This is a genomic window from Paenibacillus ihuae (assembly GCF_001368795.1).
Classification (GTDB): Bacteria; Bacillota; Bacilli; order Paenibacillales; family Paenibacillaceae; genus Paenibacillus_AQ; species Paenibacillus_AQ ihuae.
In genome coordinates this window covers 1,376,067-1,397,790 of the sequence record NZ_LN831198.1, presented here as the reverse complement: position 1 = coordinate 1,397,790, position 21,724 = coordinate 1,376,067, and the positions used below count along the sequence as shown (strand labels likewise).

General features: G+C 44.2%; 27 protein-coding genes, 1 pseudogene and 2 riboswitches. Of the genes and pseudogenes, 3 read left to right on the top strand and 25 right to left on the bottom strand.

Going from position 1 to position 21,724, the window contains the following annotated elements; translation table 11 throughout:
• Positions 1 to 14 precede the first annotated feature (14 nt).
• The 4 genes from AQR02_RS06090 to AQR02_RS06075 all read right to left on the bottom strand — a co-directional run bounded on the left by AQR02_RS06090 (position 15) and on the right by AQR02_RS06075 (position 3,394).
• Positions 15 to 788, bottom strand: coding sequence for an alpha/beta fold hydrolase (locus AQR02_RS06090; protein WP_159067702.1), 774 nt, complete (start codon positions 786 to 788; stop codon positions 15 to 17).
• A gap of 234 nt (positions 789 to 1,022) precedes the next feature.
• Positions 1,023 to 1,382 (bottom strand): four-helix bundle copper-binding protein, encoded by a 360-nt coding sequence (locus tag AQR02_RS35705; protein WP_483414281.1) that lies wholly within the window; start codon positions 1,380 to 1,382, stop codon positions 1,023 to 1,025.
• A 92-nt stretch (positions 1,383 to 1,474) separates the two neighbouring features.
• Positions 1,475 to 2,680 (bottom strand): mannitol-1-phosphate 5-dehydrogenase, encoded by a 1,206-nt coding sequence (locus AQR02_RS06080; RefSeq protein ID WP_054939816.1) that lies wholly within the window; start codon positions 2,678 to 2,680, stop codon positions 1,475 to 1,477.
• A 42-nt stretch (positions 2,681 to 2,722) separates the two neighbouring features.
• Positions 2,723 to 3,394 carry an HAD family hydrolase gene (locus AQR02_RS06075; protein WP_054939815.1) on the bottom strand — a complete coding sequence of 224 codons (672 nt, stop codon included), beginning with the start codon at positions 3,392 to 3,394 and terminating at the stop codon, positions 2,723 to 2,725.
• A gap of 442 nt (positions 3,395 to 3,836) precedes the next feature.
• Positions 3,837 to 3,979, top strand: a riboswitch (cyclic di-AMP (ydaO/yuaA leader).
• 135 nt (positions 3,980 to 4,114) lie between these two features.
• Here AQR02_RS06075 and AQR02_RS06070 point away from each other — a divergent pair.
• A complete protein-coding gene (locus tag AQR02_RS06070) occupies positions 4,115 to 5,263 on the top strand; it encodes a KamA family radical SAM protein (RefSeq protein ID WP_054939814.1) in 1,149 nt (382 codons plus the stop codon).
• Here the strand turns inward: AQR02_RS06070 and AQR02_RS35475 are convergent.
• The 7 genes and pseudogenes from AQR02_RS35475 to AQR02_RS06045 form a co-directional block, all read right to left on the bottom strand.
• Positions 5,224 to 5,442: pseudogene (locus AQR02_RS35475) on the bottom strand (hypothetical protein); the annotation flags it as partial. The gene AQR02_RS06070 and the pseudogene AQR02_RS35475 sit on opposite strands and share 40 nt — an antisense overlap.
• Before the next feature lie 13 nt (positions 5,443 to 5,455).
• Complete coding sequence (locus AQR02_RS06065; RefSeq protein WP_054939813.1) at positions 5,456 to 6,685, bottom strand: cation:proton antiporter; 1,230 nt, start codon at positions 6,683 to 6,685, stop codon at positions 5,456 to 5,458.
• Between the two features lie 49 nt (positions 6,686 to 6,734).
• Positions 6,735 to 7,460, bottom strand: coding sequence for a hypothetical protein (locus AQR02_RS06060; protein ID WP_054939812.1), 726 nt, complete (start codon positions 7,458 to 7,460; stop codon positions 6,735 to 6,737).
• Positions 7,457 to 8,161, bottom strand: a complete 705-nt coding sequence (locus AQR02_RS06055) for a fluoroquinolone export ABC transporter permease subunit (RefSeq protein WP_082451676.1) — start codon at positions 8,159 to 8,161, stop codon at positions 7,457 to 7,459. Before AQR02_RS06055 ends, AQR02_RS06060 begins: the two co-directional genes overlap by 4 nt.
• 2 nt (positions 8,162 to 8,163) lie before the next feature.
• Entirely contained in the window at positions 8,164 to 9,018 is an 855-nt protein-coding gene (locus AQR02_RS06050) for an ABC transporter ATP-binding protein (RefSeq protein WP_054939810.1), read from the bottom strand.
• Between the two features lie 163 nt (positions 9,019 to 9,181).
• Positions 9,182 to 9,649, bottom strand: a complete 468-nt coding sequence (locus AQR02_RS31065) for a C40 family peptidase (RefSeq protein WP_082451674.1) — start codon at positions 9,647 to 9,649, stop codon at positions 9,182 to 9,184.
• A gap of 4 nt (positions 9,650 to 9,653) precedes the next feature.
• A riboswitch (cyclic di-AMP (ydaO/yuaA leader) is annotated at positions 9,654 to 9,786 on the bottom strand.
• 145 nt (positions 9,787 to 9,931) lie between these two features.
• Positions 9,932 to 10,513 carry a TVP38/TMEM64 family protein gene (locus AQR02_RS06045; protein ID WP_054939809.1) on the bottom strand — a complete coding sequence of 194 codons (582 nt, stop codon included), beginning with the start codon at positions 10,511 to 10,513 and terminating at the stop codon, positions 9,932 to 9,934.
• A 103-nt stretch (positions 10,514 to 10,616) separates the two neighbouring features.
• On the opposite strand from AQR02_RS06045, the gene AQR02_RS06040 reads away from it, so the two are divergent.
• Positions 10,617 to 11,111 (top strand): DUF6803 family protein, encoded by a 495-nt coding sequence (locus AQR02_RS06040; protein ID WP_054939808.1) that lies wholly within the window; start codon positions 10,617 to 10,619, stop codon positions 11,109 to 11,111.
• A 333-nt stretch (positions 11,112 to 11,444) separates the two neighbouring features.
• Here AQR02_RS06040 and AQR02_RS06035 read toward each other — a convergent pair whose 3' ends face one another.
• The 13 genes from AQR02_RS06035 to AQR02_RS05980 all read right to left on the bottom strand — a co-directional run bounded on the left by AQR02_RS06035 (position 11,445) and on the right by AQR02_RS05980 (position 19,777).
• Positions 11,445 to 11,702, bottom strand: coding sequence for a hypothetical protein (locus AQR02_RS06035; protein WP_054939807.1), 258 nt, complete (start codon positions 11,700 to 11,702; stop codon positions 11,445 to 11,447).
• A gap of 267 nt (positions 11,703 to 11,969) precedes the next feature.
• Positions 11,970 to 12,170 (bottom strand): DUF2933 domain-containing protein, encoded by a 201-nt coding sequence (locus AQR02_RS06030; RefSeq protein WP_054939806.1) that lies wholly within the window; start codon positions 12,168 to 12,170, stop codon positions 11,970 to 11,972.
• A gap of 164 nt (positions 12,171 to 12,334) precedes the next feature.
• A complete protein-coding gene (locus tag AQR02_RS06025; protein ID WP_159067700.1) occupies positions 12,335 to 12,562 on the bottom strand; it encodes a hypothetical protein in 228 nt (75 codons plus the stop codon).
• Positions 12,543 to 13,952 (bottom strand): sensor histidine kinase, encoded by a 1,410-nt coding sequence (locus AQR02_RS06020; RefSeq protein WP_054939804.1) that lies wholly within the window; start codon positions 13,950 to 13,952, stop codon positions 12,543 to 12,545. The genes AQR02_RS06025 and AQR02_RS06020 overlap by 20 nt, the downstream gene beginning before the upstream one ends.
• Positions 13,942 to 14,655 (bottom strand): response regulator transcription factor, encoded by a 714-nt coding sequence (locus AQR02_RS06015; protein ID WP_054939803.1) that lies wholly within the window; start codon positions 14,653 to 14,655, stop codon positions 13,942 to 13,944. Before AQR02_RS06015 ends, AQR02_RS06020 begins: the two co-directional genes overlap by 11 nt.
• A gap of 184 nt (positions 14,656 to 14,839) precedes the next feature.
• Positions 14,840 to 16,030 carry a cell wall-binding repeat-containing protein gene (locus tag AQR02_RS06010; protein WP_054939802.1) on the bottom strand — a complete coding sequence of 397 codons (1,191 nt, stop codon included), beginning with the start codon at positions 16,028 to 16,030 and terminating at the stop codon, positions 14,840 to 14,842.
• A 160-nt stretch (positions 16,031 to 16,190) separates the two neighbouring features.
• Positions 16,191 to 16,379: a hypothetical protein gene (locus tag AQR02_RS32295; protein WP_148449068.1), complete on the bottom strand. Its 189-nt coding sequence runs from the start codon at positions 16,377 to 16,379 to the stop codon at positions 16,191 to 16,193.
• A gap of 74 nt (positions 16,380 to 16,453) precedes the next feature.
• Entirely contained in the window at positions 16,454 to 17,071 is a 618-nt protein-coding gene (locus AQR02_RS06005) for a hypothetical protein (protein ID WP_159067699.1), read from the bottom strand.
• A gap of 23 nt (positions 17,072 to 17,094) precedes the next feature.
• Positions 17,095 to 17,475, bottom strand: coding sequence for a hypothetical protein (locus AQR02_RS06000; RefSeq protein WP_054939800.1), 381 nt, complete (start codon positions 17,473 to 17,475; stop codon positions 17,095 to 17,097).
• A gap of 3 nt (positions 17,476 to 17,478) precedes the next feature.
• The gene (locus tag AQR02_RS05995; protein WP_054939799.1) at positions 17,479 to 17,778 is read right to left on the bottom strand and encodes a hypothetical protein; all 300 of its coding nucleotides are present in this window, start codon (positions 17,776 to 17,778) and stop codon (positions 17,479 to 17,481) included.
• 31 nt (positions 17,779 to 17,809) lie between these two features.
• Positions 17,810 to 18,274 carry a cytochrome b/b6 domain-containing protein gene (locus AQR02_RS05990; RefSeq protein WP_054939798.1) on the bottom strand — a complete coding sequence of 155 codons (465 nt, stop codon included), beginning with the start codon at positions 18,272 to 18,274 and terminating at the stop codon, positions 17,810 to 17,812.
• A 46-nt stretch (positions 18,275 to 18,320) separates the two neighbouring features.
• Positions 18,321 to 18,893: a hypothetical protein gene (locus AQR02_RS05985; RefSeq protein WP_054939797.1), complete on the bottom strand. Its 573-nt coding sequence runs from the start codon at positions 18,891 to 18,893 to the stop codon at positions 18,321 to 18,323.
• Positions 18,894 to 18,913: 20 nt separating this feature from the next.
• A complete protein-coding gene (locus tag AQR02_RS05980) occupies positions 18,914 to 19,777 on the bottom strand; it encodes a hypothetical protein (protein ID WP_054939796.1) in 864 nt (287 codons plus the stop codon).
• A gap of 188 nt (positions 19,778 to 19,965) precedes the next feature.
• Between AQR02_RS05980 and AQR02_RS05975 the strand changes: the two genes are divergently transcribed.
• Positions 19,966 to 20,433: a MarR family winged helix-turn-helix transcriptional regulator gene (locus tag AQR02_RS05975; protein ID WP_054939795.1), complete on the top strand. Its 468-nt coding sequence runs from the start codon at positions 19,966 to 19,968 to the stop codon at positions 20,431 to 20,433.
• A 92-nt stretch (positions 20,434 to 20,525) separates the two neighbouring features.
• On the opposite strand, the gene AQR02_RS33620 is transcribed toward AQR02_RS05975, so the two are convergent.
• A partial coding sequence (locus AQR02_RS33620; protein ID WP_245237158.1) for an LTA synthase family protein occupies positions 20,526 to 21,724 on the bottom strand: 1,199 nt, incomplete at its 5' end.

Genomic DNA, 21,724 nt, shown 5'->3' with positions numbered 1-21,724 from the left:
CACACCTCTCCCTCCTACTTGCCGGATGCCACACGCTGAAAACACTGCTGGTCCTTTAAATAATCAAGCAATAGCCGGTTAAAATGCTGCGGCTGGCATAGGTGGCTTGGGTACATGGCATCATCAAGTATTGCCAAACGGGCAAACGGATATTTAGCCGCTGTTTTTTTTACCTGCTCGAGAACCCACTCATTATGATTCCCTGAAACACAAAGAACGGGAATTTGCAGCCGCAGCGCAAACACAAAGCTGTCTGTATGTCTTAGCGCCAATCGCTGCTTGATCAATTCCGTCGTCCGTTCTTGCAAAAGTTCTCTTCTCAGAATATGGTAGGCTGAGAGCCACTTATTATAGGTGATACGCAAAGACCGGATGAACATTTCCGCAGGAAGATAGTGGGCCGCCAAAGCGCAGATTTCAAAAATCCCCTGCAATCTTCCGCCACCGGCTGTACGATCACCGTGAAAATAACTGTCTACCAATACCATATTTATTACCCGTTCCGGGTACAGATATGCAAATTTCTGGGCAAGCACAGCACCACTGGAACTAGCTACGATTACAGCTCTGTCTACGTGTAGTTCACTTAATAGCCCCTTCAAATCCTCACATTGCGTGTCTAAGATCCGCCTAATTTCTACGTTCATTTTCCCAGATCTCCCATTGCCTCTTAAGTCAAAAACAATCACTTTAGCCCGCTTGCTGAAATAATCAGCTTGAGGTTCAAACATGTGGTGGGAGGTTGAATGATCATGAATAAAAACAATGGGGAGACCGCTGCCGGACATCTCGTAATACAGTGTAGTTCCATTGACTTCAATATGTGGCATTACATGTGCCCCCTCGTTCAGCGAATTTCTTATCCTATCCCTTAGTATCAGTAAAATTCTCCCAGTTAAACACACAAAAAGAGCCCGCTGTTGGCAGGCTCCTCCGGTTAATCAACATATTAAGTTAGAACAATTATAAATTCATCGAAGGAGAAAGTAAAGCGAACAGGCAGGGTGTCAAAGTTATTTAGTTCAATGTAATATCAGAGTATAGACAGAAGTCACGTTTGCCATTTCCTTAATTTCATTACAAATTTCAGCACATTCTCTGCAGAATTTGGCGCATGCCTGATATGAATTGTCCATGAACTGCTCGCAGGCTGTTGCACATTCCGCACTTATATCGGCGCAGAGTTCGCAAATCACTGTGGAAAACCTGCTATTTCTAATCAAATAACGCACCGCTATATTGCAAAAATCTGCGCAATCGCTCAAAATTTCGATCATTTTCATCCTAGACTGGATATCTGTATCAGGTTCATCTAAACATGAGACTAAGCATTCTTCACAGGCTTGTGCACATTTCCGGCAAGCGTCAATAACATTCAACATCATCCATCACCCTTCCTCAGCTGTGGACAAATCGATTCGAAACCAAGCCCCTTTCTTTGTGAACATTGAGATATTATCGTTGTTATCAGAACTCACTGCCGAAGACTACGAATCATGGATTCGAAACTGCTGCCAGTCATATGAGGATTTTTTAACCGAATTTTATGATATTCCCCTATGATTTTACTATGAAGCGGATGATCTGCCGGAATCATCAACATGGTAGAAATAACTTCACTGAGCCCAAATTTCCGAATAGCTTCCTGCAGCTGCACGGCCTCTTCATCTTTGCGGTAATCAAAGAATAGCGCGGAAGCGATAGCAGAAACAAGATAAGTAACTTCAAACCCATATTGAGAGGCGAGCATAGCAGGCTGAATCAGTCGATCTGTTGGAGAAAGTTTACGTATAGGGGAACGTGCGACTCTGGTGATGGAATCATTAAAATGGGGGTTTTCGAACCGTGTCATCATCTTTTCAATATATTTATGATGAACTGAAGGATCAAATCCGTACAAGTGTACAAGCAATGCCCCGGTCTCTTTAAGAACACCGTGCACACGCGATCTGATTCCAGGATCGGACATCGCCTCCTGAATACTGGTATAACCCTCAAGATAACCGAAGTAAGCTGCGCTGCAGTGCCCTGTATTTACCGTATATAGCTTTCGCTCAAGGTACGGGTCTAAAGAATCAACATAGTGAGCTCCTTGTATTTTGTTATAACCGCCTATCATATCACTGCGGGGAATAATCCATTCTCTGAAAGGCTCCACAAGGATCTCAAGGGGATCCTTATTTTTCTGGACAGGTACTATACGATCCACCATCACATTTGGAAAAGCTATACACTCATCTGCCATTTCCCTAATGGATTGCTTCAAATGGAGATATACGGATTCCTTTAATTTCTTACTGCTCTTAATTCCATTCTCACAAGCAATCACATGGAGCGGTTTAGGATTATCGCTTCTAAGTCTGAGTTCTATTCCTTTTGCAATTGCACTGGCGATATCCTTGAGCGCTGATATACCCACTGCCGTTGTTACGATTTCAGCCTCCGCTATAGCTTTAGCGACATCATCAGCATCTCCTAAATGGATTGCTGTTATGTTATTAACCATAAATCTGTCCCGGTCTTCATTGGCCAGGGTCACTGGATATTGGCCCCGTTCCTGCAGCTGAGTAATTTTTTTCTTATTTCTTCCGACAAAACAAACCTTGTAGCCTGAATTCGACAGCATTGGACCAATAAACCCTCTGCCAATATTTCCTGCACCAAAATGAACTGCTCTCAATAAGGCGTCCCCCTTGTATTAAGATTCGATGTCAGCTATCCGTTAGCTAGTTTTCTGGAAACAACGCCGGGTAATGACATGATCAAAATCGAGGTGACTTAGGCTTTCTATAATGTGATGCGAGGGTTCAAACTCCAGGAAGCTTGTAATATCATTAGGGATAACAACACAGTTCATCCCCGCGGCCGCGGCTGCCTTTGAACCGTTCGGTGAATCTTCAATGGCAACAGCCTCATCAGGCAGAATTCCCAGACAACTTAAAGCCTGGTTGTAGAGCTCAGGGTCCGGTTTCACATTTTCAACGTGGTCCGACGTACGTATACACTCGAAATAACCTCGGATTCCCAATTGGTCTAGATATTTCTCCACCCATTCCATGGATGAGCTTGAAGCCAGCCCCATCCGCAGCCCAACTTCTCTGGCTGAATCCAGATAATGCTGGATTCCCGGACGTATCGTCTCGAGCTCCATAAGTTTACTATGCCTCTGCTGAACGGCTCTTCTGAAATCCTCCTTGTCGATTGGAAGCTTCAAATCCGTCATAAGATATTCGTAAGGATTAAAGGTGTTCAAACTGGTTCCTATACAGGTGGAATACTGTTCAAGCGTCAGTTCTACTCCATGTTCTTCGTAAGCCTCACTAAATGCAGTGTACCAAGCAGTTTCGGTGTCGATAATCGTTCCATCAAAATCAAAAATGATTCCTTTGATCAAAATCAATCATCTCCCTCAGTTTTTAGTTGGGTTTGGTTAGGATATCTTACGCAAAACAGGGACGAAGTTCTACAAAAATTCTGTTTCGTTTGCTTTTGTCTATAAAAACCATAACAAAGGCTTTCCGAGTACGTCAAGCACGGCAGATAACATTCCATGAAATGATATCGCTTGCATTCAGGGTTAATCGGCAATTGTCGTAAGTAAATTTAGCAAGCTGAAACAGCGTTCCAAATCCTGTCTTGAAAAACCGTTAATCCCTTGAGACAACAAGGTTTCCGCCATCTCTTTACAGCAAATATTCAGTATTGAATAATTCCCCAATCCCCTGCCGGATAGAGCAACAATAAATATTTTTTTTATTCTCAAAGAGCTCTTCATGGACAACCTTTTAAGAATTTCAAGTATTATTTTTTTTGACTTTCCAAAGCATCATGGGTATACTTTACCTACGCTTAATTTCCAGAATTTACAGCTGGAAAGCGGGGGAACCAGTCAATTGGGGCGAATCATTCAAATTAGAGTGTAGGGTACCATCTTACCCGAGTCCGTCAGCTAACCTCGTCAGTAGTGGATGGGTCTGCTTTTTTGTTATTTTCATAACAGAGACCCTTGCTAAGGGTCTCTTTTTGTGCTGTTTTGACCCTGCTGGCAGCAGTTTGGCTTTTGACACCAAGGCTCCCTTTTTTCTCACACTATGAGACCAAAGGAGAGATGTATGTGCAAAAGGTAAGGTACATAACAGATATTAACAAGGTTGAGATGCTCTCTGGGCCTGAAAAGAAAAAAATCAAAGAAGTAACGGACAAATTTGTATTCCGGGTGAATGATTATTATCTTTCACTGATTGATTGGGAAGATCCGGAAGATCCTATTCGCAAGCTTGTAATTCCGGGTGAAGGTGAACTTATGGAATATGGCCGGTGGGACGCTTCCGATGAGGATACAAACTATGTTGTGCCAGGATGCCAGCATAAATACAAAACCACAGCACTCCTTATCGTATCCGAAGTTTGCGGGGCTTACTGCAGGTATTGCTTCCGTAAAAGATTGTTCCGTAATGATGTCAAGGAGGCCCAGTCTGATGTCTCACTCGGTCTGGAGTATATTGCAAGCCATCCGGAGATTAACAACGTACTTCTTACCGGGGGAGATAGTTTAATTCTCTCCACCCCCAAACTACGGTCAATCATTGAGAGATTAAGGGCCATAGATCATGTTAAAATTATCCGGCTAGGCTCTAAGATCCCTGTTTTTAACCCGATGCGCATCTCCGGGGACAATGAACTGCTGGAACTGATCCAGACCTATTCTACCGAAGACAGACGAATATATGTGATGGCACATATTAATCATCCCCGTGAGATTACAGATGAGGCGAAACTAGCCTTCCGGGCCCTTCATAATGCTGGCGCGATTGTCGTTAACCAGACACCGGTCCTCAAAGGCATTAACGATGATCCAGTTGTTTTGGGGGAACTCTTAGACCGTCTCTCCTGGGCTGGTGTTACACCTTATTACTTTTTTATAAACCGCCCGATTGCAGGCAACCGCGAATTTGTACTTCCACTTGCTCGTGTCTATCAAATTGTAGAAGAAGCTAAGGCAAGAACTTCTGGGCTAGGCAAACGAGTCCGTCTGTCCATGAGCCACTCCTCCGGCAAAATTGAAATTCTGGCGATTGACCAAGGCAAGGCTTATCTCAAATACCATCAGTCGAGAGATCAGGAATATGGCAAGTTTATGGTCCTGGCTTGTCCAGAGCAAGCTGAATGGTTCGATGACCTTCCCGGGAATGAACTGTATTGGAGCAAACCATTGAGGAAGGATCAGGAAACTATTTTCACTACAACTCTTGTTAGAAACTGAGATGGTAATATACTACTACTGCAGGGTGGGGTCAATCCCACTCTCGTGGTGGTTTTGCTATCCTCTGACTTCAACCCAAGCATACGTTCCAATTCCCCAATGGTAACCGGTTTGGCATGCCGCATCAGTTCGTATCCTAATTGGCCGTTTGGTTCAAGTGTTGCGGTTTTGACATCATTGAAGTTCTTACTTCTAGGACATCTTCTTTTCCTGAGTCAATTTCAGTTTTTTAACCAGCGGTTTGATGGATAAACCTTGAACAAGCAGTGAGAACAAAACAATACTGAAGGTTAAGACCAGAATATCCTCTCTGCCCTCAAAAGACGCAGGCAGACTTAAGGCGAGCGCGATAGAGAGACTTCCCTTCAGCCCTCCCCAATTCAATACCATCTTCCATGATGCCGGGAAATTCTTCAGAAACATTAGACTAGTATAAAGGGCAATGGTTCGCCCCGCCAGTACGATAATGATCGAAGCCACTATAAGAAACCATTTATCCGTAAAATCAATATTTCGAATTTCCAGCCCAATCATCAGGAAGATCAGCGAGTTCGCCACTAAGGTGATTACATCCCAAAACGAATTAATGTTAACCTTGGTTGTCTCTGACATTCCAATCCGCGCGCCGTAATTCCCGAAGATCAGCCCGCTTACCGCAACAGCAATAACCCCGGATACATGAAAGTGCTCCGCAATAAAATAGCTTCCAAAAAACAGCAGCATAGAGAATCCTATCTCGAGCGGGAAATCATCGTATAGCCGAATGAGTTGAGAAAATAAGTAGCCCATTATGGCTCCAATCAGGATACCTCCCAAAGCAAATTTCAAAAACAACAGAATTCCGCTGCCGATTCCTGCCCATCCCATTTCCATATAGGATAACAGGTACACCGATGAGATCTGAAACAGGACAACAGCAATTCCGTCATTAAAAAGAGACTCGCCTTCAATTATGGTTACGATATTCTTCGGAACACCCAGGGATTTAAAAATGGAAATCACGCTGATGGGATCTGTAGCGCTCATCAGTGCCGCAAATGTAAAGGAAACAATCAGAGGCAGGCCCAATCCCCAATAAACAACCAAACCAATGAGGAGAAAGGACAACAACGTTCCGCCAAATGCCAAAGCCAGTACAGGCTTCTGTTGTTCCCGCAGGTGTGAGAAAGGAAGCTTCAAGGTGGCATCTCCCAGGAGGATCGGCAGGAACAAAGAGATGATAATGGCCTGGAACACATGCGATTGGGTGATAAAAGCTTCAGCTTCCACCAATATGGGCACATGAATAAAACTTAGCAAGAGTCCTACCACTACAAGAGCGATGGAATAGGGCTGATTCAGTTTTTTGGCAATGGCAATGACTCCCATAGATATGGCAAGCAAAATTAAGATCTGAATAAAAATATCGTTAAACTGATGCATACGACACCTCATGTACAGTATTTTTAAAATCATTTTTGGATCAAGCCGTTTAATCTGCCCGCTTCTCAAAGACTTTAACCAGCATAAACAGAAGCGCCAAATGATAGGTAACGCCAATACCGAAGTAAATACTAGCCTTAATCAGGCTGGCCGCTTCAATATCAAAGTATACCTTGGCAATCCAATAAGAAGGGAGCCAAGTCCCTAAGAGCTGCCATACCCCCGGCACAAAATAAACGACAATCGTACCCGCTATAAACAAGCCGCTTATCTTAGATAAAGCCAAGCCTTCAACTTTATTGGCCGCAAACGCAGCAAGAAATAAAGTAAAACATGGTGCTTCCAAAGCCAACAGCAAGAGTACAGCCAAATTGCCCCAATGATATTCAAACCGCCCGGAGAATACCAAGTAAATGCCTGAGAGCGATACCGCAAGCATCATAGGCAGACTCAATCGGTACAGCATATAGCCTCTGCGCATGAATGGCGTAACAGTGTAATAGGAGATCAGTCCTTCATCCCGTTCGTCAAGCATTAACAGTCCTGTCATCGTTCCAATCAGCATGGGGATGGTCGTAGCTAAGGTTATTCCCGTAAAGCTGCTATAGGCTGTTAAATCAAATGAATAACTGCTGTCAAGCCACTCTGCTGCAGCCGGAAAACCAAAGCGGGAAACGATAAGCAAGGCTAATGGAGCAAATAAAGCAACCATCAGCACCGGATCCCGTACCGCATGACGAAGATCATGGGCCAGAAGATAGTGATACTTATTCATTTCCCTCTCCCCCTGCCAACATTCATCAAGACATGATATTCGTAAGAGCGTTTGGCCCAGACATAAACCGCAATGTTCCAAATTATCAGTATAAATAGGGAATATGCATAATTACCCGCAGATACGGAATTAAAGGCTCCTTGCAGCAGTCTTAACGTCCCTTCGCTCGGTAGCAGCAGATAAATCCGGGAATCCCATACATTTAAATAACCAAGCAGCGGCAGCACAAACGGTAAAGCATAGGCTTGAGACAGCAGAATAAAGCTATTGATGGTCTGACAGCGGGCTACGACACCAATCGATAGCAGCGTCATAAAGCTGGATGTCATAAGTACTCCAAGGGAGAACGCCACCGGGGATACCGGCATGCCGTTTGTTGTACCATGCACTGCCCACGCAGCCAGCAACGATAATACGGATAATGAACATACCTTTGCAAGTAAATATTCTCTTATACGGATAGGAGTTACAAATAAAGGATCAAGAATCCCTTGATCTCTTTCCAGCAACACAATTCCTCCGGCCAGAATAAGCCCAAGGGCGCTGGGGTCGCTAAAGGTTAACAGAACCGTTGTTTTCTCCTGGTACAACTCAGGAATAAAATGCAGCAGTGCCACATAAAAAGCACAAACAATAATGTAAACTCCATAAAATCCATGCCGCCATTGGAACCGGATATCAAATGCCACTGCCGTCCCCATTCTCACACCAGTGACCTCCCGGTAACATTGATGAATATCTGCTCCAAAGAGGATTCAAGCGAATGAATGGTTTCAATGGGATGTTCCCTGATGAGCTGCAGAAATTGCTGATTCTCTCCAATCCCGTCAAGGGAAAACTCAGCCTGCTGTAATTCATTATGACGGCGGTATTCCAGCAAAACCCGTTTATTCCCATTCATTAATTTCAGTTCCCGGGGAGAATTGATCAGTTTTATCTGACCGTCAATGATAAAAGCAACCCGGTCACAAAGTTCCTCGGCAGCCTGCATGTTATGCGTGGTAATAATAACGGTCGTGCCATTGGATTTTTTTTCAAGAATCAATTCTTTCATTCGCTTCGCATTTACCGGGTCCAGCCCCGAAGTCGGTTCGTCGAGGAAAAGAATTTGCGGATGATTCAAAAGCGCCCTGCAGAAGTTCAACCTCATCTTCATTCCCTTAGACAACTGCGCAACCTTCATATTCGCAGCATCGGCTAAATCCACCAGTTTCAGAAGACTTAATGGATCTTCCGTTGTTCCTGCGTATAGTGAACGAAAGAGCTTCAGGTTCTCCAGTGCCGTAAACTTGGTATAGAAGTTCGGAAATTCGAAAGCAACTCCAATATGCTCGAAATACTCAGGACCCGTACGCTTTATTTCTGTCCCCATTACTTTCACACTGCCCAGATAATTTTTGAGGACTCCGATCAGTATCTTTTGCGTTGTGCTTTTGCCGGCCCCAGATGGACCCAGAAACCCAAACACTTCTCCTTTAGGTATAGTAAAATCAAGACCGCGAAGGGCAGCTTCCTTGGCGTTAGGGTATGTAAAATTAAGATCTTTCACTTCAATCATGACTTTATCCCCTCATTCATTTTTGGACGACATTCCTTTCTAACAGCTCTTAAAAAAACACAAAAAGAGCCCGCTGTTGGCAGGCTCCTCCGGATATATCATTATACAATTAATCCCATTATAGATTTCACCTAAGCATTTGTAAAGAGAATTCTCCCGGCACCTAATTCACCATATTCAGATAACTCTGTTGATCGACTACACGGCGAGCGGTAACATAACGATCTTTGTAGTATGTTTCCGACAACTTGCTTATTCTTACTCCTTTACTGCTGGAGGAGTGGGCGAATTGATCGTCGCCTAAGTAAATTCCCGCATGAGAAATTCCTGTACCCAAAGTATTAAAAAACACCAGATCTCCTGACCGCAAGTTTTCTTTAGCAACCGCTGTCCCTACTTTGGCTTGCGATTGGGAGGTGCGCGGAAGATTATCCACATTAAACTTTTTTAGGACGTACAGGATAAATCCAGAACAATCAAACCCTGCGGCAGTGGTTCCACCCCATACATACGGTGTTCCCAGGACCTCATTCACTTCACTCTCAAGCTTTATATCACTTGCGAATGTACTTGGTGTAATGGCAGTGAAAATAACTGCAGCTCCTAGTAAGGATAAAATGACTTTCTTCAGAACCTTGTTCTCCCTTCAATGCCTACGGAGTTAGCTGAGGGTTCGGTTAAAGGTTCCCTATATTCTCTTGCTCGCAAGAATAATTCACCCGGAATGGTTCCCCCGTTTTCACAAACGAAATTCGGCAACTGGTTAATATTTTGTAACTAATTATACTTTAATATAACTAGAAATTGCCTGTCAATCCTTTCTAAAATTTAATGTTTTTATTGTTAATCTACATATTTCCTACACTTTTTGTTATATAATGCCCCTTTTTGTCTTTTCGTCTTCGATATAACGTTAATTCTTTTTCTTTCTGTTAAATAAAACGTAAACGCATAACAAAAAAAGGAACAAAAATGTAATAAATAACCTGGTACTATTATCCTCGAGTCCTGCGTATCCATACCCGGCTAAGGCCTCAAGCAGCAGTGAAGGTATTTTACCTATCGCAGAAGCGATTATGAAACTTGCAAACCGTACTTCGGAGATAACACAGATTAGGGTTACCAATGACGAAGGCATAAACGGAGTTAACCGGGCAAGAAGTACAGTGAAAAACTGACGTTTAGGGGAGAAGGTTTTCATCCGGGATATCCATCCAACTTTGGGTTGCGATCGAATTTTCCCTTTCAGCTTCCAGATTCCTTTCCGGTAAAGGAAATAAGACACGGCTGCTCCGGAAATCTCACCGGCCAACGAGATAAGAAAGCCGGGAACCAGCCCAAAGACCACAATATTCACGGTGGTCAAAGCTACTGATGGAATGAACCCTATCACACTAAGGACAATATTAATAATTAAACTAACTGCAATGGACCAGGCTCCCCATTCTAATAACCATTGCGTAATAACTTCACTTTGTATAGCTAGAGTTTCCAAGATCCTTCAGTGCTCCTTCTCCTGTCTTTTCTACATACTTTCCACACACTTTCCTCTTATACTAACTCTTGCAGTAATTATATTTGATGGAGGAATTGAAGAAATGAACATGACACATTACATGTCCCTTTTGATGGACAACCAGCCATGGAATCTGATCATTTTTATGGCAATCCCGGTCATTTTTGCTGAGACCATTACAGTAACCGAGTTTTTTATTCTTTTCAACAAAAATGTCAAAGGCAGCCTAAGAGCTTTTAACCGGATCTGCAGCATTTTGGCCGGTCTGTACTTTACAGGAGTCTTCCTATACCTGTTCCCAACCGCTTTTGTCCCTCTGACCGTAAACGGGGAGTGGCACACCTGGGTAGATGTAGTCGCCGTAGGATTTTATTTGAGCGGTGTACTCTTCCTGCTTCCTCTTGCTCTGCTGGACCTAGGGCTTATTGGACGTAAGCGTTCGGAAGAAGATAAGCTGAAACTTCACTTTGTTCTCGTCAGCGGCTTCCTGGTTGTTGCACACATCGCAATGATTTTCGGAATGGTTAATCCCGAGATTGTAAGCAGTATGGGCGGAATGAATGGAATGAATCATTAATATAGAGATGTAAAAAGACTTCGGAGATTTTCTTCGAAGTCTTTTTTGAGGCCAGACCTGGATGTGCTGCTTAGGCAGATCCGTTTTGTTAAGCTTGATCCTGGCCACATGCATAAGTTTTCCAGAGTACACCACAATACGTATACACCTACGACCCGAATCAGCCACTTTCCTGTTGTTGTACTCTACATTGGACTTTTGGTGTCACCAGCACATCCCCCCAGGGGGTCGTTTCCATACAGAGTTTATGCGGAACTATTTTGAATGATATAAAAATAAACAAGCTGACAACCGATTCAAATCGGGAAGTCGGCTTGTTTATGGAGCGCTTTTTTAGATCGATTGCATCATCTTGCTCATATCTGTATTCTGCATCATCTTGTCCATATCAGCATCCTTCATCATCCTGCTCATATCTCCGGATTGATGCATGTTCAATAATTGATCTTCGGATAGATTAGGATGCATCTCCTTCATGAAGGGAAGCATGTTCTCCAGTTGGGATGTTTCATCCCCAGCCGCATATACTGCTGTTCCAATCCCCATCGCTAATATAACCGTACTAAGACCTAACCATTTTTTCTTGCTCATTTCATATCTCCTCCTCATTCGTTTACAGATTATTATTAATTTTTCTTTCGCATCATTAACGGAATCAATACGAGGTGCGAAAGCGGACATAGAAGCAGCAGGCTGTAGGTCAGGAGATTTCCAGATATTCCGTTGAATGAATTTACAACAAACATAATACCCATAAGAACGATCGGTAAGATGCAGCAAAGCTTCATTAACCGGCTATGTTTTTTTACATTTCCATGATTATTATGATTTCCGCAACAGCTCAATTCGCTCTCCCCCTTAGACAACTTTATCCTTAAGACCTTGTACTTCCTTTTGTAATAATTCATTTTGTACTTTCAAATGTAATAATTCTTGCTCTACCTCACCGGCGGACAGCTGTTTCTTATTCGAACCATGGTTGTGTCCACCGCGCATCCCAAACATCATAAATATCATCATTAACGGACAAACCAGAGCAACCAGCCAAGACCAATCCATATCGTTACCTCCATAAAATATGTTTTGTTATATTTTCATTGTAGGGAATGACTATGTAGAAATTGTGTTGAAACGAAGGGGTAAGTATGAGGTTGGTTAGATAAACTTCAAAATTTTCAATAAAAAACAAGCTGCCACGGGTTTTCCGAAGTCAGCTTGTTCTTTTAGCTTATTTTTTTGACCTTTTGTTCAACTTCAATATTCTCAGCAGCAGGAACAGACTTATCGCGATGAATAATGCACATATCAGAAATGTTTTGACGAAATTGCCGAATTGGAGCAGGGAATCGCTTTGAAAAGAAACGGCTGAAAGGGTCATACACATCATCCCTATTCCCATAAAGAGAAAGGCTATAAGCCACTCTATTTTCTTCATATGCTATGTCCCCCATGATCTGGTTGCAGCGGAAAGTGAACTTCAAACCGGGTTCCTTCACCTAGCTGACTGTTAACCTTTATCTTTCCTCCCTGCAGCTCGGCCAGCTTTTTAACGATGGATAGACCTAATCCGGTTCCCCCGAATTGACGGGCACGGGATTTCTCCACTCTATAGAACCGTTCGAAAATGTATGGCAGGTCTTCCTCAGGAATCCCTATTCCTGTATCTTCAACGCTTAGGAGTACGGTGGTGCCGGTATACTGCAGACCTGCTGTGATACTGCCCTTCTCTGTATAGCGGATCGCATTCTCCAGCAAGTTCAAGACGATCTGCTCCATCCGTTTACGATCCCCGCGGACCAGAGAAACAGGGCCGGAAGATTCGAACGACAGGTTTAGACCTTTTTCATTTGCCTTCAGCTTAACTTTTTGAACAGCATGTTCAGTAAGGTCAGAGAGGTTGAGCTCTTCTACTAGAAGGGATATCTTCCCTTCTTCCATTTTGGCCAAATCGAACACATCATCGACCAAATGCTGCAGCCGGACTGCCTCCTGGTAAATGATATCCAGATATCGGTCCTTCTCTTCTTCGGTCTCATAGAGGTGATCTTTAACCACTCTAGAGTACCCTTCCAGATAGGTAATGGGTGTCCGCAGATCATGCGATATATTGGAGAACAGCTCTTGTCGGCTATCCCGGTATCGCTGAAGATCGGCCGCCAAATCATTGATGGCCTCAGCCAAGCTTCCTAATTCATCCCTGCTTTTGATCTCAAGCCGGGTTTCCAGCTCGCCTATAGCGATTTTCCGTGTTGCTTTTTGCATTTGCAGCAGCGGACGGGACAAGACTTGCGCGATAATCCACGTAATTCCCAGGGCCAGCAGGAAAGCGCCCATTCCGGAAAGGATCAATAAATTCCTTACGCCGGACAGGGACTGCTCCATTTGTTCCGTTGAGGCCATCACATAAAGGGCTGAGGTAATCACACCATCGCTTGTGATCGGCTGGCCGGAAACAAAATAACGATTCCCTTGCGGGTCTTCATACAGCAAACTTACTATTTTACCGGCAAAAATCTTGTCGAGGTCCGAACCTCGTATAAACGACCGGTCGGCCGAATCATGAACACCGGAGTGCAGATTGACGGTTCCATTGTCCAGAATATTAAAGATACTCACATTCGAAAACTCCGCAAAAGTCATCATGGTCTGCTCGGATGTCACATCTGTCGCATTCGCCATAACGGTGAAGTGGGAGGCAATCTCTTCAGTTTCTTTTCGCATTTCGGCAGTATAAAAATTCGTGAACATTTTATCGATGGCAAAACCCAGGAATAACAACACAATCAGGAGTACAGTGATGATTACAAGTCCAAGCTTAATCCCAATCCGGTTATTTCTCATCTTGATGCTCTGCCGCTTGAAATTTATACCCTACTCCCCATACGGTTTGAATCGGGTTATAACTCATTCCGGCCCGCTGCAGTTTCTCACGAATATTCTTAATATGCGTATCCACCACCCGGATTTCACCCTCATAATCATATCCCCATACCCGTTCTACCAGTTCCTCCCGGGTGAATGCTCGCTGCTTACTCTGGGCTAACATCATAAGAAGATCAAATTCCTTTTGGGTAAAATCTACAGAACCCTCTTGAATACGGACCTCACGGGCATCCGGATAAATGTTCATCTCTGGAAAATCCAGCACCCTTTGGGGCGGCTGCATAACCTGTGTGATCGTAGACCTGCGGATTAACGAATAGATTCTGGCCAATAACTCTTCAGGTTCAAAGGGCTTTGTTAAATAATCATCTGCTCCTACTCCAAGTCCATGGATTTTGTCTTTCGTTTCCGTACGTGCCGTCAGCATCAAAATAGGTATGGTTTCGGTTTCTCTAACAACCTTACAGACTTGCCAGCCATCCATATCAGGCATCATTACATCCAGCAATATGATATCAAAGGAGTGTTTCTTAATCATAGACAGCGCTTCATGACCTGTTGCAGCTTCCTGAATTCGAAATCCTTCTTTCATCAGATAAATGCGAAGCAGATTTCTCATATTCCACTCATCATCTACGATTAATACCTGTAGTTTAGACATTATGCACCTACTCCATTTCTATATGAACTAACAGCTTCTACCCCAGTATGGTACCTATCTTCATTGTACGGACAGAATGTGTAGAAAATATGTGAATACCAAAAACAGGCCGGATACCGGGGCTTGACCGGTGCCAGCCTGTTTATTGTACATCAAGAACCCGATATCTATCTACGAATGACCATTAATGGCCGGCATGCGGATTTCCGCCTGCAGCAGGGGAAATCTCAAGCATATCATCAATTACACTCTGGGCAGAAGCAGAAACTGCACCGTTCCCGCCGGTTATCCAGGCATGATTATAGGGACCTTCTGCAGGTGACTTCTGAAACTTCGGTTGAACATTCATCATATATTCCATCACGGAATCCGGCAGTCCATCCTTATCCGTGAAAATTAACGGAGCGTGTTTGCCCAGATGGCTAAAAGGAGCCGCAGCGATTGCAAGCATAGTTGAATCTGTCGTCAGGAATGAAAAGTTATGTCCAGGCGTAGTGATTCCCCAGCCAAAATCATTGTTCCTATCTTTATACTGGGCAAAAGCGATCGCATTCTCATACGGATTGTCACCTGCAATCCGGGTTACTGATCCATAAGCTTTTAATTCCTCTTCAATTTTACTGGAGATCATCGAATCTGGACCAAGGACATAGATGGCCGCCTTTCCTTCGCGCTTATTCAAGGCTTCCGCGGTAGCAGCGGGGATCTCGCCCTTCTTCACATAGAGCAAGGGTTCAGGCATGTGGGCGATCCAATTTACAGCAGGTAATGTATATTCAGGACTGTCCATGGATCCGATAATAACGGCTTGTGGAAGCTCACCCGCAGCTTTGGCATAATAGGCATCAATGGCCTGCGCTATAGCTGCCGGATCGTCCCCTTCTATCTTATCGATCTTCATATCCAAGGAGTTCAATTGCTCTTCAACGCTTGATGCTACTGGCCCAACAATAACAATCTGAATGTTATCATTCCCTTCGGCACCCAGCGGTTTAAGCCGTTTAAGCTCCTCTAAAGTCACAGAAGGAACATTCTCTTTGTCAAAAAAGAGAACGGGCCCGTTGCTGGGATGATGTATCAAATCCGTGCTTGCTGCGGCAATCTGCCAGTTGCTCACATCGGTCAGCACCACACTGGAGGGTCTGTTATTATCTGTCTTTGCTGTCCACAGTGTGCGGGAGACCAAAACCGCTGCCTGAACGGGATCAGACGTATTAATCCGTGTTGTATTTTTAGTGCCGACCCATAGTTCTGTAATCGCAGTCCCCTTGGTTTCATTGGCTGCAGTATCAGAGTTTTTATTGCCGGCCTGGCAACCGGATAAAGCCGCACTTAATATCAACGCTATCGTACCAATCATTAATACCTTTTTCATCCTTTTCCCTCCAATTTGCAATATCTCATTTTTAATAACCATACTTTACCTTAAAAGTGTGTGGAAACGATGAAGACATTTATGGTTATCAGTGATATTTTCATTTTGTCCAATATCAATGTGTCAAAGACAGATAAGAACAAGATTTCAGTAATTGAGGTTAATTGCTTGAATCGGAGGCTCGGTGATTCATATGCTCATTGGCCGCACTAGTTCCTTCCATATTCATTCCATCCATCACTGTGGAACCCGCACTGGAAGCCGATGTATCACTGATATATATTCCAGCTGCTGTCCCCCCGATAATCATAGCAAAGAAAAACAACCATATAAGACGTTTAGTACTCAAACCGCATTCCTCCCTGCAAGATTTAAAAAGGCAGCGCTCGATATAATTCCGAACGCCGCCTCAGGTTTCTTTCCTTACATCATGCCCATACCGCCGCCACTGCTGCTATTAGAGCCGCTCGAACTGCTATTATTCATGTTGCCCATATTCATCATGTCCATCATCCCGCCGGAGCTGCCCATGCTTCCTGAGCTACCCATGCTTCCCGAGGAACCCATACTTCCCATACTTCCAGTGCTGCCCATGCTTCCTGAGGTGCCCATGCCGGTACCCGTCTGACCGGTGAACTGCTGCTGCATTTGCATCATTTGCTGCTGCAATTGACTCATTTGCTGCATCATATTGTTCATTTGGTCCATGGTTACGTTACTGCTTATTGTGCCCTGTACCGTCCCTCCAACCGCCGCAGTCCCGTTTATGTGAGTACTATGCTCGTCACTGCCAGCAGTATTTGAGGGGTTTGTAATGTTCAACAGGACAACAGAGATAATTAATCCGACGAACGAAATAAGTGCCAATTTCAGCCAACCGTTATTTTTCATGTTTGAATCTCCTCCAGCTTTTGATTTTGTTGCTGATCTGCCCTTCGGCTGATCTTTACCTGTTAGAAGTGCATAGATTTTTTGGATTAAATAATAGATCGCATAAAACATACCGGCTACAAGTAATATCAATAATGCGGCCATATACAAATTCCCGAAGGACCCGAGAACATTCATGTTGATTTCCCCCTATAGTTCGCCTTCGGCCATACAATAGCCAGAAAAACGGCACCCGCCAGGATCATAGGCAAAGTCAGGACAAGCAGTGCCGTGGTGACAATATGCGTGGTGTACAGCTTGCCTTCTTGAATGTGATGCCCGGTATGCTCACTGTTGTCTGCAGCCACTACTGCACTGTCACTGGCCTCAAATGAGAAAAGATCCTTCACGGTTGCATTCTCCAAATGTTCGTCTTTCATCATGTCTGCCATGGAATGGTTCATTTGTGCCACTTCTTCTGTCCGGTTACCCCAGGAAAGTGCCAGCACCAGTCCTACAATGACTCCAAATACTGAACACAGTTGCCAAAACGGACGTTTTTGTTTGCTGAGCATGAGTTACACCTTTCTTCTGCACCGTACATATACTCCGCCGGCTATACTGACAGCTAATAGAGGGAAGGCCAATTGAACACTCTCAGACATCAGCCTCTGTACATTTTGATCTTCCTTGACTTGCATGGACAATCCCATCAGTGAGGTTTCCATGGCCTTCATCATGCCGCCCATAAAATCCATGGCTTCTTTCTCCGTAGGACCAAACCGAAGCATGGAGATCACTATTGCGCTAAAAGCAAAGAAAAAGGAGGTTGTGATTAACCAAATGAATAACTTGAACCATTTTTTTTGCATCCACATGACAAAGGTCACCCCCATTCAGAATTATTCATTATTTGGCTTTCCGGGCTTTTTGTTTGGGCCACTTCAAGGCATGAGTCTTCATATAGATGTGCCAGATCACACTGGCGACTGCCAGATATGTCAGCTTTTCATGGATCCATAAGGAAAGAGCAGTTCCGGCTTTATTACTATCCATGAACAGCCAGATAAAAGCACCCGTTATGATGAAGATCAATGTAGTAATGAAGGTGAATAATCCATAACCGGATGGGCCGAATACGAGCCAAGGCTTTATCGTCTTATCCCGTCTGAGAATTCGAATAATCTCGTAGAGAATAACAATAAGTGTCAGCAGCACATATACAATTGCCGCAATGCGGTGTACTACATCGGCCATGGCTATATCATATTGCATCACCCAGCCATATTTCGCTCCTGCCATAGCTATTCCGCTTAGCGCCAATATGGAGAACACAAGCGCCCAGAGCCAGTGTAGGATAAAATCAAACTTCATTACCGCATCAACCTCAATCCATTTTTGTCTTCAATTTATTATCTGCCTATTCCAGCTTATCTTGGGTACCTTCTGGTGACTTCTTAAGTTCCACATTTTCACTCGATTTAGTTTCATTTACTGCCGTTAACAGAGCTCCGTTGCCTGCTGCGCTGCTCATATTTTGTTTCACATATGTGAACAAGAACCCGATTAAAGCACCTACAAACAAAATGGTTAAGATCTTGACGAAGAACGTTAAAATCCCGGAAACGCTCCAGGCCGATACGAATCCAATCTGATTTGAATTCACTCCGCCATTCATTAGAATCCCAAGGAGATACAATATTACGATTACGCCTACCAAAGTGGAGGCCAGAACAAATATCATTTTTAACATGGGATCGTTACTAATGATTTGCTTGCCCTTGTTATACGATTCTTTAAAATAAGTATTTTTAAGCCAAACTGCGAGGCCAACCACCAGGCTGAGAATTAGAACGACAAACAGCAGTTCCGTTACTGTTGAGAGAAGCCCGCTAAGTACACCACCTGAGCTAGTTCCCATATCCATGGTTCCTTGCATACTGCCGGAGCTACTTACGCCTGTCATTGTAGTTGAATTATTCATATCCATCATTGTTTACCCCTCCTTAAAAATTAAACCGTTTGTTCATTATCAACCTTTTGTGGTTTGGCAGCCATAAGGCTACGAGTAGCTCCGATAATCCCGATTAGCATCAATACAGCAAATAGTATGGGAATCATAGTGAACAGAGCAGGCATTTGAATCTTGTCTATCGAGAAACCACCCGCAGCTGTCTTCTCCATGGCCATCGCATCAGCAGCTTGCTGGGCTTGCTCAGCTTGCACCATCGTCTGATTGATTTGATCCTCTAGCCAAAGATTGGTGCTTTCAAGTTCCATTACCGCTTGTGCCATTTGATAGATGGCTTTATTAGCACCTTGTACATCTTCAGCTGCGCTAGAATCTCCCGTTGTATTCATCGTTACATTTGATAAGAACAATTCTTTGGCATCGCTCAGCTTTTGAGCTACGGTGTTCAACAGCATCTGATTTTTGACCAGCACATTGTGACGATTAGCATACACTTGGTAAGTTGGATCGCCCGAATCCGTTAACCGGACCATTTCATTCATATTCTGATCCAGTTGATTCATGAGATACACGCCCTCCGATAAGGAGTACAAACCTCTTTGATAACGTTCGGTCAGTAAAGGATTCACTGAACTCGAGGTCATTAATTCGGCTACCTGCTGAATGGACTTGTAAGAACTGGAGACTCTTACCTGCAAGCTTTCGACAGGATTCACGTCTTCTCTTTTTGTTGAAGAAGCTCCTGTTGATGCATGCTGACTATGTGCATTCTCCACAGTCTCAGGTTTCATAATGCTTGGCCATGAGATATTCCCCTCTTCTGAAACAAACCATCCGATGTATCCCGCTCCCGAAAGAATAATCAGAATAAAAGTGAATCCAAGAATACTGCGCAAAGTTTTCAAAACTCTACACCTCCCTCCATTAGCACTCTACACTACATGTTCTTGATGTAATTAAGAATACCAATGGAATTTGGGGAAAGTATGAAGAATCCATGAGCTAATAGAGTAGATAATGAGTAATGCACCGAGTTCTTTTTATGCCCCCATTGGGCTATAATTATAGTTAAATAAGCTTATGGGGTGTACAGATGAACGAAGACAGGTATGACAACGTGGATGGATTGATGGGTGCTTTCCAGCAATTCTCCCGGCTAAATTGGCAAAAAACGACAATGTTCGGTCTGAAGCCTAGTGAGATCCGGGTACTGATTACGATCCGTATGAGCAAAAAAAGAACCGGAAAAGATACTCTGACCGTCTCGGAGGTCAGCAGGCTGCTTCGGGTGACCTCCCCGACCATTACGCAAATGGTCAACAGCCTGCTCAGCCAAGGCTTTGTAGTGCGTACCAGCGACACTCAAGACCGGAGAATCAGTGTCATCCAGCTGACGGAGAAGGGCGAACTGTTCGCCGATAAAGCGGTCGCAAGGATCCGTGACACGTTCAAAGGGATGATTGATTATTTAGGTGAGGATAAAAGTGAACTGCTGATTGAACTGCTGAACGGCGTTCATGCCTACTTCGAGCAGCTTAACGATCAGCCTGATTCCTTATAATCTGTATAAAAAAAAGCACCAAAGTCCAGGTTTTCAGCCTAGGTTTTGGTGCTTTTGTTCAAAGATAAGAATTCATAGCTTCTTGATCTATTCTATTGCTGATCCGGCCGGTCCGGCAGCTGGAGCAGATAGCTGTTGGACAGATTCAGCAGACGCTGAACGGCCGTAAACTGTGCTTCAGTAGAGCCGCCTGGAAGACTAGAGTTATCCAGCAGATTGTAGTTAGTCCCGTCTGCATAAGCATCACCAGTTACGTAGATGCTCTTATCGTTAATGAAGGAGCCGGTTGGCAGGAAATGTCTGACCGGCAGCAGGTTACTCTGCTGGTTGAACAGATCTTCCCCAAAATGCAGCTGATTCTGTACCGGCACCCCAAGCAGGTTGGCAACGGTCGGCAGGATGTCTACCTGTCCGCCCGTCTGGTCCATTACGGCAGGCAGTGCGCCAGCCGGCGAATGGACGATAAACGGAATGTTGAACATATCCGTGTAGCCATACTCATGGCCGACCAGTTCATTGATCAGATCCTTTTCACCGCTGCCCAGCGTATACATGGGCACGCCCTGGTGGTCACCGTAGAATACGATAAGACTGTCATCCCATAATCCGCTTGTCTTCAGGTCCTCCAGAAATTGCCCCATGGCATAATCCGCATAATTCTGGGCAAGGATATAATCACCAAGCAGTGTGCCTTCGTAACTTTCAGGAAGCATAATTTTGTGTTTTTCCGCTGGAATCCGGTAAGGATGATGGGCGCTCATCGAAATGACCATCGCATAAAACGGCTTCTCCCCGGCATCCATTTTGGCAAGCTGAGGAACTGTCTTCGCGAACAATACTTCGTCCGAAGCTCCAAAAGCAATATGGTCATCATCCCCATAGAATGCCTGGTCATAATACTTATCAAAGCCGATCGCTTTATATAAATTTTTTCGGTTCCAGAACTCCACACTGTTGGTATGGAACGTAGCCGTATCATAACCGTTCGCGCTCAAAAGCTTCGGCAGACTAGGGACCGCTTTTTTCATATAAGCCGAAGAGGTCGCCGGTTCATTCTTAGGCACATAAAACGATGTATTCACAACGAACTCGGCATCCGAGGTGGTACCTTGCCCCGCATTGGCATAAAAGTTGTTGAAGTACGTATTTTCCTTGACCAGCTTGTTCAGGTTCGGAGTAATTTCCTGACCGTCAATGGTCAGCCCGATCAGGAAGTTCTGGAAGGATTCCATCTGCACCACAATCAGATTCTTGCCCTTGTCGGCACCGAAATAAAGCGGCGCAGCCGGTT